A 13962-nucleotide genomic window follows, 5' to 3' on the forward strand; every position below is an offset into this window, starting at 1 on the left:
CTCCGCACTCCGGGGCGCGTTTTTCTTTTACCCTGTCAAAAGAACAGCAGCCATTGGCGGATGACCCAGATTTCGGCCCCTAACAGGGCGGCAAAAAACAGTTTTGCGGATACGGATAGCCCCCTGTTCCACAGAACAACATAGGCCCCCGCGCAAACCGCCATTGAAACCGGTGCCACCCAAAGGGCGTGGTGCGCACTGTCCCAATAGCTGACCGGGCTGTGAAAGACCCAATCGCTCAGCGGCCAGAACTGAGGCCGCCCGTCGCCAGCGTGCAGCAGGAAATCCATCGCCAGATGCAGAAGGCCTGCCAAGGCTGCGACGGCCAGAACCCGCGACTTGCGCCAAAGCCCGGCGGCCAGCAGCAGCCCCCAAAGAAAGAACGAATTGTCGATGGCAAAAACCGTCTGCCATGCGGGTGAAAAATAGAGCTGATCGAAAACCACATGCTCGGGAATGCCCAAAAGGAACAGCGAAACGCCCGCCATCACGTACAGTGACAGATCAGGCAGCAACGACCCCAGCACGGCCGCCGCAAGGATTCGGCCCCGCGCAGGCCGGGCAAAGGCGGCGGCACCAATCAAAAGATGTGCGGGCGTGTTCATCCGGGCTTTCCCTTTGGGCTCAAATCAGGTCATCTGCGCGCCAACGTATAGGAGACGGCCATGGTTCGCGCCATCATGATTCAGGGCACTGGCAGCAATGTCGGAAAATCGGTTTTGGTCGCCGGACTGGCGCGCGCCTATACCCGACGCGGTCTGAAAGTGGCGCCGTTCAAGCCGCAGAACATGTCGAACAATGCCGCCGTGACCGAAAACGGGGGCGAGATTGGGCGCGCACAGGCCCTGCAGGCGCGCGCCGCCATGCGTCCCACCCACACCGACATGAACCCGATCCTGCTGAAACCGGAAACCGATACCGGTGCGCAAATCATCGTGCAAGGCCAGCGCGCGGGAACAATGAAGGCGGGCGATTACCGCAAGGACAAATCCAAACTGTTGGGCGCGGCGTTGGAAAGTTTTGACCGGTTGTGCAGCGACGCTGATCTGGTGCTGATCGAAGGTGCGGGCAGCCCGGCCGAGACCAATCTGCGCAAGGGCGACATCGCCAATATGGGCTTTGCCTGTGCCGCAGACGTGCCGGTCGTTCTGGTCGGCGATATCCACCGCGGCGGCGTGATCGCTCAGATCGTGGGCACGCAGGCGGTTTTGGACACCGGTGATCTGGAGATGATCCGCGGTTTTGCCGTCAACCGGTTCAAGGGCGATGTCTCACTATTCGACGAAGGGCGTGATGACATCGCTGCGCGCACCGGCTGGCCTTGCCTGGGAGTCGTGCCATGGTTCCACGACGCCTGGAAACTGCCCGCCGAGGACATGATGGACATCCGGTCCCACAGCGGTGGCGCATGCAAGGTTGTCGTGCCGCAACTGGAACGGATGGCCAATTTCGACGATCTCGATCCGCTGTCCGCCGAGCCCGGTGTCACGGTCGAGATCATCCCCGCCGGACGCCCTCTGCCCGGCGATGCCGATCTTGTGCTGTTGCCGGGCAGCAAATCCACCATCGGCGATCTGACCTATTTCCGGGCGCAGGGCTGGGACATCGACCTTTATGCCCATGTTCGCCGGGGCGGCCATGTGTTGGGCCTGTGCGGCGGCTACCAGATGCTGGGCAAGATCATCGCCGATCCCGGTGGCGTGGACGGTCGCCCGGGCACGGTTGAGGGTCTGGGGTTGTTGGATGTGACCACCACCATGGCAGGCGAGAAACAGGTCACCCTGCGTACCGCGCGCACGGTCCCCGAGAACGAGCCGGTCACCGGATACGAAATTCACATGGGACGCACCGAAGGCCCCGATTGCGATCGCTCATGGCTTGAGATCGAAAACCGTCCCGAAGGCGCTGCCGACCAAACCGGCCGCATTCGGGGTAGCTATTTGCACGGTATTTTCTCGTCCGACACGTTCCGCGCCCGCTACCTGGAGCAGTTGGGCGCAACCTCGGATTTGTCATACGAGGGTGGAGTTGAAGAGACGTTGGACGCGCTGGCGGATCATCTGGAACGGAACATGGATCTGGACCGCCTGTTGACCCTGGCCCGGCCGCCGAAACGGCCCTGAGTTTTAATCCAGTTCCCGCTCGGCCAGTGCCCGGTAAATCTCGCGCCGCACCATCTTGCGGACATTGCGGGTAATGCGCTGGCCCAGAACGCCTTGCAGCTCTTCCCGTACGACCTGAGCGATCAGACCGCGCAGTGCATCTTCATCCATGACCAGCGCCGATTTTTCGCCGGCTTCCTTGGCGGACTGTGTCTGCTCCGCGGTTGAGGGTTCCGAATTCCGTGCGAAGGCCGCAGTCGTGGCAGATTCATGCTGTTCCGGGTCAGACGCTGTCAGGTCGCTACTATTCGCAACAACGAACTGGTCTTCCGAGTGCCATTTGAGCGACATGGCCGGTGTCCCAGAGTAGGCGTCTTCACTGTCACCGTCTGGCTCCCACTGATCCTCGGTTCGGGCAATCGCAGCTTCCAACGCTTCAATCTTGGCGCTCAGACTGTCGGTAAGGCCGTCCTCGGGCTCGGTCTTTGCTTGCTGTTCGACAGCAGGTTCGGCGTGTTTAACGATATCACACGCCCGCAGAAGCATCGGCTTGACGGAATCCTCGGCCTTGTAGGCCGATTCCTTTTTTCCGGGCTGAGGCCGCTCGTGCACCGCCGCTTCATTGACCCGCAGCGCGTCGGTCAGAACCAGCCTGCCAGGTTTTTTTGAAAGGGACGTCGCCAGTATTCCCGGCGCTTTTCGGTCTTCTTCGGTGACCAGGCGTTTAATCGAGGACAGGACGTCCTCGATTCCCGCTTTTACGACTTTATCCGTCATTGTTCTCTACCGCTCTATCCTCAGGATCGAGTGTAGCCAAACAAACCGGACCTCACAACAGGTAGTATTGGCCCTTAGTCGCGACGCAACGCTTTGAGGACCCGATCCAGATCCCTGCTTTGCCGGCTGATCTGCGCCGGAGCCTTCTTCACCAGGTTGTAGTAGAGGGTCGGATCATAAATCTGCACGGCCAGACCCAGACGTTCCGCCGTCAGCAGACCCTGCGCCTGCAGCAGCTGATACGCCGCACGGGACCGTTCGGTGCGCGATGCGACCTCGGCCAGTTGTGCATCCAGCAGGTCTTGCTGAGCGTTCAGCACGTCCAGAGTTGTCCGCGCGCCCAGCGTTGCCTCTTCCCGGATGCCGTCAAACGCAACCTGCGAGGCGCGGACCCGTTCGGTCGACGCTCTCAGGCTGGCAGTCGCGGCCTGGAATGCGGCGTAGGCGTCGGCGACACCTTGAGTGATGTCTTTCTGCACGTTCAGCAGGTTGGCGCGCGACGCGTCCCGCGTTGCCATTGCCCGGCGGACCGTGGCAGCCAGTCGGCCACCAGCATAGATCGGCTGCTCGAAACGCAGTGCGATGGTTGCATCCTCGAGGCTGTCATCGTTGTCATAGCTTTCGCGGATACCCGCATCAGCGTTCAGCCTGACATTGGGACCAAGATTGGCACGCTGCTGCTGCACGAACAGGTCCAGCGCACGCACCTGGTGCTGAGCTGCCTGAATGGCAGGATGGTTGCGTTGCGCGAGGCTGACGGCCTCGCCTTCGGATCGCGGCAGATTCGGCAGGCTCGGCTGACCGGCTGTGCGCCCCGGAGCTTTACCGACCGCGTTGACATACTCTGCCTGCGCAATGCTCAGGTTACCACGCGCGACCGCGAGGTCCGCTTGCGAGCTGGCCAATTGCGCCTCTGACAGCGCGACGTCCGTACGGGTTACCTCACCCACATCGAAACGGTCCTGCGAGGCCCGCAGTTCCTCGGCCGACACATCAACGTTGTTCAGGCGAATCTGTACGGTTTCTTCCTGCAGCAAAACACCCAAATAGGCGTTCAGACCGCGGAACAGGACCTGCTGTTCGACATCCAGCAGGGTCTGCCGTGTCGCCAGAACCGTTTCCTGCGCCGATTGCTTGCCCAACACCGAGAAGCCACCGTCATAGATCAGCTGGCTCAGCGTGAGTCCTGTAAAAAAGTTGGATGGTTCATTCCTGACCACGCCAGTGTCAGTTGAGGACCGCGTGTAGTCTTGGCTGACTTCGACCGCCCAGTTGATGATCGGGCGAAGTGCGGAAAGCGCGATCGCGACGTCTTCATCAGCCGCACGCAGCAACGCGCGGTTCTGTTCCAGCAAGCCGCTGGTGTTATAAGCCCCGATAAACGCGTCAGTCAGGTTGTCCGCCCAGACCGCACGTCCCGGCAAGGCACTCAGCGCGATTCCCGCGGTCAGTGCCAATGCCTTTACAAACTTCCCCCCCGTCCGTGAACGCATAACAAAATCCTTCTCAAACCAAAATTACGCTGCCCTGAGTATAGTTTGCGCGTTTGTTTTCAACTAATCAAGGCAACAGAATAATATGAGAAGGAATTATAGCGAAAATGCACACTCAGAGCAAAACGCCTGTAAAACCGGGGCGTTGGCGTTGAAGGCGTGACGCCAGGTCACCCGGCCACCGGATTTGTGCCCGATCCGGACAGTCCCAAGCTCTCCTTCCACGAACAGGCAGGCAATGCGCCCATGGTCCTTGAGCTGTGCAATCAGCGCCTCGGGCACCTGTTCGACCCCGCCCTGAATCATGATGACGTCATAGGGGCCATGCTCGGTCGCGCCCTGCGCCAGAGGGCCGACATGTACGATCGCGTTGTCGGCCTCGGCCTCCATCAGGATCGTCTGCGCCTCGGCCGCGAGGGCTTCGTCCTCTTCCACGGCCACAACCAGCTGCGCCATGCGCGCCGCGACGGCAGTGGAATACCCCATTGCGGGGGCGATATCCAAAACGACCTCGTCATTCGAGATGTTCAGCGCGTCCAGCATCTTGGCCAGCGTCCGCGGCTCCAGAAGGCAGCGCCCGTTGCCCAGTTCGATCACGCCCTCGGCATAGGCGGCCTCGCGCTGCGCGTCCGGCACAAAGTTTTCTCTCTGGACGGTCAACATGGCATCAATGATGGGGAATTTCGTGACATCCGAGGGTCGAACCTGCGTATCAACCATCGTACGGCGCCGAGTTGCGAAATCTGTCATTGGATCGCTCATGTTAGTCCCAAGTATGTCCGGCTTGTGCCATATCCAGACGAAACCGGCAACGGCTTGGCGTCGAAAGTTTCGCCGGATCGCAGGAACTTGGTGTCGCACTGCGCCATGTCGCAGCAGGTAGGAACGGATTTTTCCGATCAACCCACTGGACGCCCCAGACGAAAGGTGTTAAAACGCCTGCCACACCACGGCAAGTATTTGATTTTACTTGAAAAGGCGAGTTGGCGGAGTGGTGACGCAGCGGATTGCAAATCCGTGTACACCGGTTCGATTCCGGTACTCGCCTCCACTCGGACTCATGACATTGAAAATCAAGGGAAAATCCTGACGTTGTCCAAACACGCGTTGTCCGACCCGTACAACAATTCGGGAAGCAAGGACGAAGGCATGTATAGGCTGAAGCAACCCCGTGGCCCCGGTACAAGTTGGGTGCTGCGTATGGATACACCTGCTGCACTGATCGGGATTACCAACCCTTGGACGGGTAAGCCGTTTAGGAAGACAATTGGAAAGGGCCTTGGAACACCGTACCTTAGCGAAGCAAGGCGGCTCAGAGACATTTACGTAGGTCAGCTGCGCCAAATGGAATACGACGCGTCCGACGCCTCAAAATACGACGCTGACATGGCCTTAGCTTTCCGTCAGGAGCTGCAAGAAGCCGACGCGAAGGACCCGACCGGCAAGACTGCGGAGGGACTTGAGCTAGCTATGAGCAACGCACTCGAAGCCGCAGAGAGCCGTGGGCAACCTCGAAAGAAGCTGCGACAATTTAACCGCATCGCGTCCCGCTCTGGCTACCCGTTCGCTAACCCTACTTCTTATCCCTTGCAACCTGTTCGGGTTTTCATGTTTGACAAGAAACAGTGGATCGAGGATCACGTCCAAATCTATCACATGACCCACTGCCCACCGCATTTTTCACTGATGGAGCCGTTGGCTTTGGGGAATGATCGGGCGTTGCCGCAGCAGTCGATAGCAGCAATTACAAACATCGACGATATTGAGATTTACATTCAACACCGCGAAAGAGAGCTTGGGAAAAAGTATCTCAAAGTGTTTGACTTGGCAGTGGAAGACCGGTCTGAGGTACTTCAGCAATTGGGGCTGATGGGGATTTCTCCGGGTTCGTTGTTCCCCGGTATTGAAGGGGTTTGCCAAGAGTATCGGGACCGGCACTTTGGCTATGGCGATTGAGACAACCTCAAGAAGATGGTTGGCTTTCGTGCAGAAACAACTCAGCAGGAATAGGATAATAAAGTCTCGTTGAAGGAAAATTGCAGCGTTGGGAACACCATGCAACTTGCAGTAGGCTCATGGTCTGAAGTTGGGTCGATCACATACGACGGCAAGCCGGTGTTTCCACGCCTGCCTCCTGAGAGTGGTGTTTACTTGTTCACGTGGCCAGACGGTCAAACCTACATCGGTCAAGCCACTAATCTGCGCAAACGTATGAAAGGCTACCGTCACTGGAAAAAGAGCAACGACAACCCAAGGCTGTTCGATGCGCTCAAGTCCAATAGTGGCACTGTTAGTATCATTACAAGCGCTATGCTGGACGGACGCCCAGTAGATTTGTCGCGCCGTGATGGGCGTGAAATGTTGGAAGCGTTCTTGCGCTACACCCATCGCCCCACGCTGAATGCCGATAACTGAACCGAAGGTTATTACCCATGGAAAGTGCAATCATTCTGATCAGTTTTCTGATCGGCGCGGTATTTGTGATCTGGCTCTACATTCTCCCGATCACAATGGCAGGACGGCGTAACCGGTCAGGTCTGATATGGTTTCTGATCGGTCTTGTCGGATCGCCCATACTGGCCATCCTTTTGCTGCTGGCATTGGGTGACGCACCAGAGCAACCTACAGCCTAACTCTAGTTCGATGCGAGAGGCCGGAATGTCGCCCGTGTTACGGTCGGTTAGGCAACAGTGTTTTCTCTTGTTGTTTCAAGGGTAAACTTACTGACAAAGTCTCTGTTGACGCGCTGCACCAAGTCCTCGTTCCTGATCCCGTGATGTCCGAAAGGATACCCGTAGTCTCTTGCGCTGAACGCATCGGGTAGAGCGTGCCCTAAAGCGCTCCCCCAAACATAAGCCAAATAAGTATCTACTTCGTAGAAGTCGGTATCGTCGGTAAGGAAGGCAATGCCAAGGCAATCACATATGTCTTTCAGCGTTGCTCTGCCGTTAATTGCTGCTTGGTAAACGACAGGATGGAATTGCCTTAGGAGTACGAGGCCAATTGCCAACACTCCAACTCCATCCACTTTCCGCTCAATATCTGGCATCATAGCCAGCGCAGAAAGAACCCGTTGGCAATCTCTTATGGAAATGTTCTGTTCTGTACCTGCCCACGGTCGGTATCTTTTGGCCAAGTCGACCCGACCTTCAGGTATACTCATTTGTTCTGCCATTTGGTTAAAGTAGGAATGTGCCACCGCCGTTTGGTTCGGGTCCGATAGGTGACTGTTCAAATGGAAGGAAAGAGTGACAAACTTCTGGAGGTACTTACGTGCGTCGATTTTCGATCCATACCTTGCCCGCACACTATTCTGTAGCTCGTTCAGATTTACGCCCAAAACAAAATGGACATTGGGTACCGCAAAAAAGTGCTTGATAACTTCCAGCATAGCGAGGGCGTAATCAGGTCGGCAGCGATCTAGTTCGTCTACGACGAGAACCAACCGTTTGGCTTTGCCATTGGAATTGGATGCGCTCGTCACTTCACTTAGCGCTTCCCTAAAGTCCCTGATTGCTTGCTGTTTGTCGGCCTCGCGCGCCCAAAACTGGTCAATACGATCATTCGTTTGCTCTGCAGCTTTGTTAACGGCGGCATCAACAACATCATCCGCCCGAGAAACTATGCCAGCGGTCAGAGCAGCGACACCAACCCTTAACGCGGGGCGAAAGAGCAGCGCCCCCGCCTTCTTCGCCTTTTCCCACCCGGAAGGCGGGTCACCTGCGTTATCGAATCGTTCTTGTAAAGCGCAAGTCAACGCGACCAAAGGGTCATCCAGAAAATCACTCTCGAACGCATCCACGTAGATAGTGAGCGCGTCACCATCATTCTCAAGCGAATGCGCCCCAACCCAGCATTTTAGGAAATGGCTTTTCCCAGTTCCCCAATCGCCATCAACCGCGACCACCAGCGGGTCCTCTATCTTTTCAACAAGTTCGGAGAGGCGTTTACTATCGGCTGTCCGCTCCAGCAGATCGTTGCCCTCAAATCCCTCTTGGTAGATAGCGATGTCATTTTCGGGTGGAAACAGTTTCATTAGAGTACTCATTCGTAGACAGCTTGTGGGGTTTGGGAAGTTCTTGCTTTTCTCGCCCTAATTCGTGGCTTGATCCGTTGGCGCTGTACGGTTTCTGTTTCCGGTGGTCACTAAATGTCGGTCAAAGGCCGATAGTGGGATGAACCAGACAACAATCACCGCCAGCACCCACCAGCCAAAACTCTTAGTCACCACGAAGACAACAGGGAAAAACGCGGCATTCCAAGCCCAGAAAAAGACGGCTTTGGCTAGCCCAGCTTTCCCGACAGTTGACCTGAAGGCTGACCCAAGCAGGGTAAGGAGGCCTACTGCGATAACGAGGGCAACAAGCTGAGTTATAGGGTTCTCTGGCGAGACAAAGAAATCGGGGTCAAATGGGTCCATGTGCTTGATCTGAGTTTGTCATTTTGTTGTAAGCACGAGCAAACATGCAACTCTTGCTTGTGAAACGCTAGAGCGCTGGAGACAAAATTGATAAATTCCAACCTGCCGACGGATAATCTCTACAAATTCATGGCGATAGCCGGGGTGGTTCTGTTCATCTTCGGGGCCTACACCAGCTTTACCAGTCTGAGGGAAACTCAAACGGCAATCTGGCAATTCGGGTCAGAAGCCCGCACTATCGAACGCGAGCAAGAGTGGGTTGCTAGAGAAATTGCGCGTATCAATGCTGAAAACCCAGTTAACGCGGATGTAGAAGGTCGAGCGGAGGCGGCAGCGGAACTACAGAAAGCTGAAGACAGGCTGGCAAAATATATGAAGCTCGATGCGATCCTCAAACAGCAAAACGACCGCCTACATCAAAGCGCAGAGGGTATTCTCCGACTGGAAAATGAAAACAAATGGTCTGCTCTGGTTCGGAGCGGTGGGGTGTTTTGTGCCATTATAGGGCTGGTGTTGGCAACTGTAGGTTTTTTGCTGTGGTACAAAAGAGTTCAAGTGTATCAGGACATCGCGTTAAGGAACGCAGCCTTGGAAACGAGCGACCCGTGAGCTTTCTGTAGCTTGAAAAACAAATCAGAAGACAAACATAAGATCACAGACCCCACTTGGTCAAAGCCGCCTCTGCTGCTGCTGGGTCTTTTCTGATGCGCAGAACGGTCTGTCTGGTGAGCTTCTTCACTTTCCAAACCCTGCCTTCTTTCACCTTGACCTCAACCGTCTTGGCGATCTCCGACGCCCCTGCGCCCTTCGCCAGCATGTCTACGACGTTTGTCAGCGCTTCCCTGTCGTAGCTGGGTTTCTTGCCTCGGTACTTGGTTTCGTTTTGCGTCCCTAGCGGTTGGCTGGTCGTAAGCCATCACGCTATGGCCAGCAGGACATGGGTATTCATAAGTGCTTCAACCTCCCGGCCCAGCGACAGATTACCCAGCGCCGTGCACATCGGCCCCGCCAGTTCGCTCACTGGATGTTCGCCGTTCTCCAAATCAATTTCTGCCATATAAGCCTTTCCGGTTTCCGTGGGGTTCTGCCCGAGCTTTTCGGACTTTAATCGATGGTGGCACCCAATCCGCCCCACGCCTTCGCCGTAATTGACGATCCATCCGGCAACCGTATGTAATCAAACAATATTGCTTATCAAAGTCATGTATTCCCTACACAGCGACACTTGGGCGAGCGGGGCGTCGGCCCGTTGCCACAGGTTCAGCGGCGTGATAACTGTTGTCTGGGCCGGACAACATGCAATCCGGACAACGCTAGATGGATTTACGAAGCGTTTTCAATGCCTTGGCCAAATATGGTGCGTGTCCGGTACTCGCCTCCACTCCTCTACGTTGGCAACTTGTTGAGATGCGCCGCTTGGTGCGTCATTCCGCCCGTCGGCCCTGCGGGATCACTTCGTAACCCGGTTCTTCCGGCTCGTCGTCCAGCATCTCGGGCGGGAAACCGGGGGCCGTGATGTTCAGGCCGGTGGCTTCCTCTAACCGCTTGATAATGTTTGGTGACAGTTCGCGTTCGCCAAAACGGGCGATGCCGTCATCGATGATTTCGATCATCACAGGGTTGATCTCAAGCGGCACTCCGGCACGGTCGGCGACATCCTGGAACAACCCGATATCCTTCTTCACAAGGTCCATCGTGAAAGAGATATCGCGCGAGCCGTTCAGGATGACTTGGCTTTCGGTTTCATGCACAAACGAGGTACCGGACGAGATCTTGATCGCCTCGTAAGTGGTGTTGAGGTCCATCCCGGCGGCCTTGGCGGTCACCAGTGCCTCGGCGCAGGTGATCAGGTTGGCGGTGGCCAGATAATTCGTCAGCACCTTCAGGACCGAGGCGGTGCCGAGGTCTCCGGTATGCAGAACGCGGCGGCCCATCGTGGTCAGAAACGGCAAAATCCGCTCGAAGGTTGCGCGGTCGCAGCCTGCAAAGATCGAGATATTGCCGGTCGCGGCCCGGTGACACCCGCCGGACACGGGGCAATCGACGGCGGCGCCTCCGCGCTCGATCACCATCGCACCCAGACGCTTGACCTCGGCCTCGTCAGTTGTCGACATCTCCATCCAGATTTTGCCCGGACCGACCTCGGGCAGCATCTGCTGCATGACGGCATCCGAAGCGGCAGGGGACGGCAGGCAGGTGATAACCGCATCGCAATCCCGCATCATCTGCGTTGGGCTTTCGGCCGCTTTGGCGCCTTGGGCCACGAATTCGGCCACCAGATCGGGATTGAGGTCATGGACCGTCAGATCAATTCCGTTCCGCAGCAGCGAGCCCGACAGTTTGCCGCCGACATTCCCCAGACCGGTAAATCCGACTTTCATTTCACCCTCCCGAAGCTCGCTGTTCGCGCCAAGTATCCCTGTTGCTTGCCTGTAGTGAAAATGAATAATAACACGCATTATGGGCAAAATTTTTTGGTGATAGATGGACCGCCTTCCAAACCCCGCATGGCTACGCAGCTTCGAATCCGCCGCGCGCCATCTGAATTTCACCACAACCGCGCAAGAGCTTGGCCTGACGCAGACGGCGGTTTCGCTGCATATTCGATCCCTCGAGGCCGAGTTGGGGCAAAAGCTGTTCACCCGGAATGCGCGGCGGCTGGAACTGACCGAGCTGGGGCAATCCTATTCGCTGACGGTGCGGCGGGCGTTGTCAGATATCGCGCTGTCCACCAACAGCCTGTTTGGCCCGGCCTCACGGCAGACCCTGACCGTCCGCGCTGCCATATCGACCGCCACCTACTGGATAGCCGCCGAACTGCCGGACTTCTCCACCCGGCATCCGGATATTCCGGTCCGTCTGGTCTCGCACATCTGGAACGACAGCAGGACGCCCGGCGATGTGGATGTGGAAATCCGGCTGGGGTATGGCGACTGGCCGGGGGTGCGGTCCGAGAAGCTTAGCGATGAAAAGCTGGTTCCGGTCTGCCGGGCCGGGCACGGTTCGCCAAATCTGAATAACGGGCCGCTGATTCACATACTTGGGTACGAGGACAACTGGGCGCAGTATTTTCAAGCCATCGGCACTGCGCCCCCCGGCCAGCCGCCCCGACATTCGGTGGATACGACGGTGGCGGCGCTGCAACTTGTGATGGCCAGTGCGGGATATGCAACGATCCTGGAACGGTTCGCCAGAAACGCGATCCGCCAGGGTGCGCCGATTGCGATTGCGGGTCCGGCGATTCCCTTTGCCCAGTCGCATTACATCGTCAGTGCTCAGCAGGCTGTGCCATCCACAGCAGCGGCAGGTCTGTTTTGTGCGTGGTTGCGGGACCGGCTGGCAGCGGATGCCGCGGATTGACACAAGCTGGTCGCTTTTTCGTCCCCAGGGTTTTCCGCCCCGGTCTGGCGCTTGACAAGGCCCCTGCCCGTGCCGCATGTCGCTTGGGTTGGTGTCCATCCCCGGATGGATGAAAAGGGAATGCGTCAGCGGTCATCCGTCAAACGCAGCCGCCCCCGCGACCGTGACCGGAGAGGGTGCCCACAGCCACTGGCCCAAAAGGCCGGGAAGGCGGGACATCCGACAGAGGCCCACCTCTGACATCCGCAAGCCGGGAGACCTGCCAGCACCCGAAGATGAAACCGGGCGGGGTGTTCCGGTGTCGGGTCCATGTCGCAACACGTGGCCCGCATGAAACCCCGTCCCCCGCAATGAGGATTTGGGGGGATGAGAGACATGACCGAGACCGCACCCGTCGAGCTGCTGGTCTGTACCACGTGCCGCCGCGGCCTGCCCGTTGAGGACGACGCGCAACGACCCGGCACCTTGCTTCACAAAGCGCTGGAACAGGCGGATCTGCCCGAGGGCATCACTCTGAAAGCCGTGGAATGCCTGTCAAACTGTGATGAAGGCTGTTCCATCGTGCTGCGCGGTGGGCCGGATCGCTGGACCTTTGTCTATGAACACCTCAACGAAAACGACCATGTCGAAACCATCGTCGAAGGTGCCACCAAGTATCTCGCCACCGAAGACGGTTTGGTCAAATGGCGCGAGCGCCCCGAACATTTCCGCAAAAACTGTGCGGCCCGCATTCCCCCGATTGGAGCTTGATATGTCGAACCTCGAGAAACTCCCCGTCACTGTGATCACCGGCTTTCTGGGCTCGGGCAAAACCACACTGGTGCGCCACCTGATGCAGAACCCGCAAGGGAAACGTCTGGCCGTTGTGGTCAATGAATTTGGCGATGTCGGCGTCGATGGCGACATCCTGAAATCCTGCGCCATCCCGGACTGCCCGGCGGAAAACATCATGGAACTGGCCAATGGCTGCATCTGCTGCACCGTTGCCGATGATTTCATCCCCACCATCGAGGCGCTGATGGCGTTGGAGCCGCGCCCGGATCACATCCTGATCGAAACCTCCGGCCTCGCCCTGCCCAAGCCGCTGCTCAAGGCGTTCGACTGGCCGGATATCCGGTCCAAGATCACCGTTGACGGTGTGATCGCGCTGGCCGATGCCGAGGCCGTTGCCGCCGGTCGTTTCGCCCCGAATGTCGAGGCCGTGGACGCCCAGCGCCTGGCCGATGACTCGATCGACCACGAAACGCCCCTGTCCGAGGTGTTCGAGGATCAGATCTCCTGCGCCGACATCATCCTGCTGACCAAGCCCGATCTGGCCGGTCCCGAGGGTGTGGCCAAGGCCAAAGAGATCATCGCAGCCGAAGCTCCGCGCCCGCTGCCGGTGGTCGAAGTGGCCGAAGGTGCCGTGGACGTGCGCGTCGTTCTGGGTTTGGAAGCCGCAGCAGAGGATGACATGGACGCCCGTCCCAGCCATCACGACGGCCACCACGATCACGAGCATGATGATTTCGAAAGCATCATCGTCGAACTGCCGGAACAGACCGACCCCGTCGATCTGGTCGCGAAAATCGAACGCCTGGCCAATGAGCTGAACATCTTGCGCGTCAAAGGCTATGCCGCTGTTGAAGGCAAACCGATGCGTCTGCTGGTGCAGGCCGTCGGCGCCCGTGTCCGTCACCAATACGACCGTCCGTGGGAGCCGGGTGAAGAGCGCCGCTCGCGTCTGGTGGTCATCGCCGAGCATGACGACATCAAAGAAGCCGCGATCCGCGACATCCTTGTTGGTGTGACCGAGGCCGCCGAGTAAGCC

The 13962-nt window shown here is 57.8% G+C and carries 16 protein-coding genes, 1 tRNA gene and 1 riboswitch; of the genes, 9 read left to right on the forward strand and 8 right to left on the reverse strand.

All coding sequences use genetic code 11. The annotated features are described in order from the left end of the window. Positions 1 to 35 precede the first annotated feature (35 nt). Positions 36 to 605 carry a cobalamin biosynthesis protein CobQ gene (locus ACR0NT_RS07000; RefSeq protein WP_170672052.1) on the reverse strand — a complete coding sequence of 190 codons (570 nt, stop codon included), beginning with the start codon at positions 603 to 605 and terminating at the stop codon, positions 36 to 38. A gap of 60 nt (positions 606 to 665) precedes the next feature. Between ACR0NT_RS07000 and ACR0NT_RS07005 the strand changes: the two genes are divergently transcribed. Beyond that, on the forward strand, positions 666 to 2123 hold the full coding sequence (locus ACR0NT_RS07005) for a cobyric acid synthase (protein ID WP_170672054.1): 1458 nt from the start codon (positions 666 to 668) through the stop codon (positions 2121 to 2123). A 3-nt stretch (positions 2124 to 2126) separates the two neighbouring features. On the opposite strand, the gene ACR0NT_RS07010 is transcribed toward ACR0NT_RS07005, so the two are convergent. The 3 genes from ACR0NT_RS07010 to ACR0NT_RS07020 form a co-directional block, all read right to left on the reverse strand. After that, positions 2127 to 2879, reverse strand: a complete 753-nt coding sequence (locus ACR0NT_RS07010; RefSeq protein WP_170672056.1) for a hypothetical protein — start codon at positions 2877 to 2879, stop codon at positions 2127 to 2129. A gap of 74 nt (positions 2880 to 2953) precedes the next feature. Further along, positions 2954 to 4372, reverse strand: a complete 1419-nt coding sequence (locus ACR0NT_RS07015; RefSeq protein WP_170443132.1) for a TolC family outer membrane protein — start codon at positions 4370 to 4372, stop codon at positions 2954 to 2956. Positions 4373 to 4468: 96 nt separating this feature from the next. After that, positions 4469 to 5122 carry an rRNA adenine N-6-methyltransferase family protein gene (locus ACR0NT_RS07020; RefSeq protein ID WP_170443130.1) on the reverse strand — a complete coding sequence of 218 codons (654 nt, stop codon included), beginning with the start codon at positions 5120 to 5122 and terminating at the stop codon, positions 4469 to 4471. A gap of 227 nt (positions 5123 to 5349) precedes the next feature. On the opposite strand from ACR0NT_RS07020, the gene ACR0NT_RS07025 reads away from it, so the two are divergent. The 4 genes from ACR0NT_RS07025 to ACR0NT_RS07040 all read left to right on the forward strand — a co-directional run bounded on the left by ACR0NT_RS07025 (position 5350) and on the right by ACR0NT_RS07040 (position 7005). Continuing rightward, positions 5350 to 5423: transfer RNA gene (locus ACR0NT_RS07025), tRNA-Cys, on the forward strand. Next, positions 5390 to 6328 carry a hypothetical protein gene (locus ACR0NT_RS07030; RefSeq protein WP_170672058.1) on the forward strand — a complete coding sequence of 313 codons (939 nt, stop codon included), beginning with the start codon at positions 5390 to 5392 and terminating at the stop codon, positions 6326 to 6328. The genes ACR0NT_RS07025 and ACR0NT_RS07030 overlap by 34 nt, the downstream gene beginning before the upstream one ends. Positions 6329 to 6427: 99 nt before the next feature. Further along, positions 6428 to 6787 carry a GIY-YIG nuclease family protein gene (locus ACR0NT_RS07035; RefSeq protein ID WP_170443126.1) on the forward strand — a complete coding sequence of 120 codons (360 nt, stop codon included), beginning with the start codon at positions 6428 to 6430 and terminating at the stop codon, positions 6785 to 6787. Positions 6788 to 6804: 17 nt separating this feature from the next. Then, positions 6805 to 7005, forward strand: a complete 201-nt coding sequence (locus ACR0NT_RS07040) for a hypothetical protein (protein ID WP_170443124.1) — start codon at positions 6805 to 6807, stop codon at positions 7003 to 7005. A 47-nt stretch (positions 7006 to 7052) separates the two neighbouring features. On the opposite strand, the gene ACR0NT_RS07045 is transcribed toward ACR0NT_RS07040, so the two are convergent. After that, on the reverse strand, positions 7053 to 8408 hold the full coding sequence (locus ACR0NT_RS07045; protein ID WP_170443122.1) for a P-loop NTPase fold protein: 1356 nt from the start codon (positions 8406 to 8408) through the stop codon (positions 7053 to 7055). A gap of 471 nt (positions 8409 to 8879) precedes the next feature. Between ACR0NT_RS07045 and ACR0NT_RS07050 the strand changes: the two genes are divergently transcribed. Next, positions 8880 to 9401: a hypothetical protein gene (locus ACR0NT_RS07050; protein WP_170443120.1), complete on the forward strand. Its 522-nt coding sequence runs from the start codon at positions 8880 to 8882 to the stop codon at positions 9399 to 9401. Positions 9402 to 9444: 43 nt separating this feature from the next. On the opposite strand, the gene ACR0NT_RS07055 is transcribed toward ACR0NT_RS07050, so the two are convergent. The 3 genes from ACR0NT_RS07055 to ACR0NT_RS07065 form a co-directional block, all read right to left on the reverse strand. Then, a complete protein-coding gene (locus ACR0NT_RS07055; RefSeq protein ID WP_480442806.1) occupies positions 9445 to 9609 on the reverse strand; it encodes a hypothetical protein in 165 nt (54 codons plus the stop codon). Between the two features lie 99 nt (positions 9610 to 9708). Next, on the reverse strand, positions 9709 to 9849 hold the full coding sequence (locus ACR0NT_RS07060; RefSeq protein WP_170672060.1) for a hypothetical protein: 141 nt from the start codon (positions 9847 to 9849) through the stop codon (positions 9709 to 9711). A 367-nt stretch (positions 9850 to 10216) separates the two neighbouring features. After that, positions 10217 to 11173, reverse strand: coding sequence for an NAD(P)-dependent oxidoreductase (locus ACR0NT_RS07065; RefSeq protein WP_170443112.1), 957 nt, complete (start codon positions 11171 to 11173; stop codon positions 10217 to 10219). Positions 11174 to 11276: 103 nt separating this feature from the next. On the opposite strand from ACR0NT_RS07065, the gene ACR0NT_RS07070 reads away from it, so the two are divergent. The 3 genes from ACR0NT_RS07070 (at position 11277) to cobW (ending at position 13959) form a co-directional block, all read left to right on the forward strand. Further along, on the forward strand, positions 11277 to 12152 hold the full coding sequence (locus ACR0NT_RS07070; RefSeq protein ID WP_170443110.1) for a LysR substrate-binding domain-containing protein: 876 nt from the start codon (positions 11277 to 11279) through the stop codon (positions 12150 to 12152). Positions 12153 to 12224: 72 nt separating this feature from the next. Continuing rightward, a riboswitch (cobalamin riboswitch) is annotated at positions 12225 to 12433 on the forward strand. A gap of 94 nt (positions 12434 to 12527) precedes the next feature. After that, positions 12528 to 12902: a DUF1636 domain-containing protein gene (locus ACR0NT_RS07075; RefSeq protein WP_170443108.1), complete on the forward strand. Its 375-nt coding sequence runs from the start codon at positions 12528 to 12530 to the stop codon at positions 12900 to 12902. 1 nt (position 12903) lies between these two features. Then, positions 12904 to 13959, forward strand: coding sequence for a cobalamin biosynthesis protein CobW (gene cobW, locus ACR0NT_RS07080; protein WP_170443106.1), 1056 nt, complete (start codon positions 12904 to 12906; stop codon positions 13957 to 13959). Positions 13960 to 13962: the final 3 nt, after the last annotated feature.

The sequence above is a fragment of the Ruegeria sp. AB10 genome (assembly GCF_056542745.1).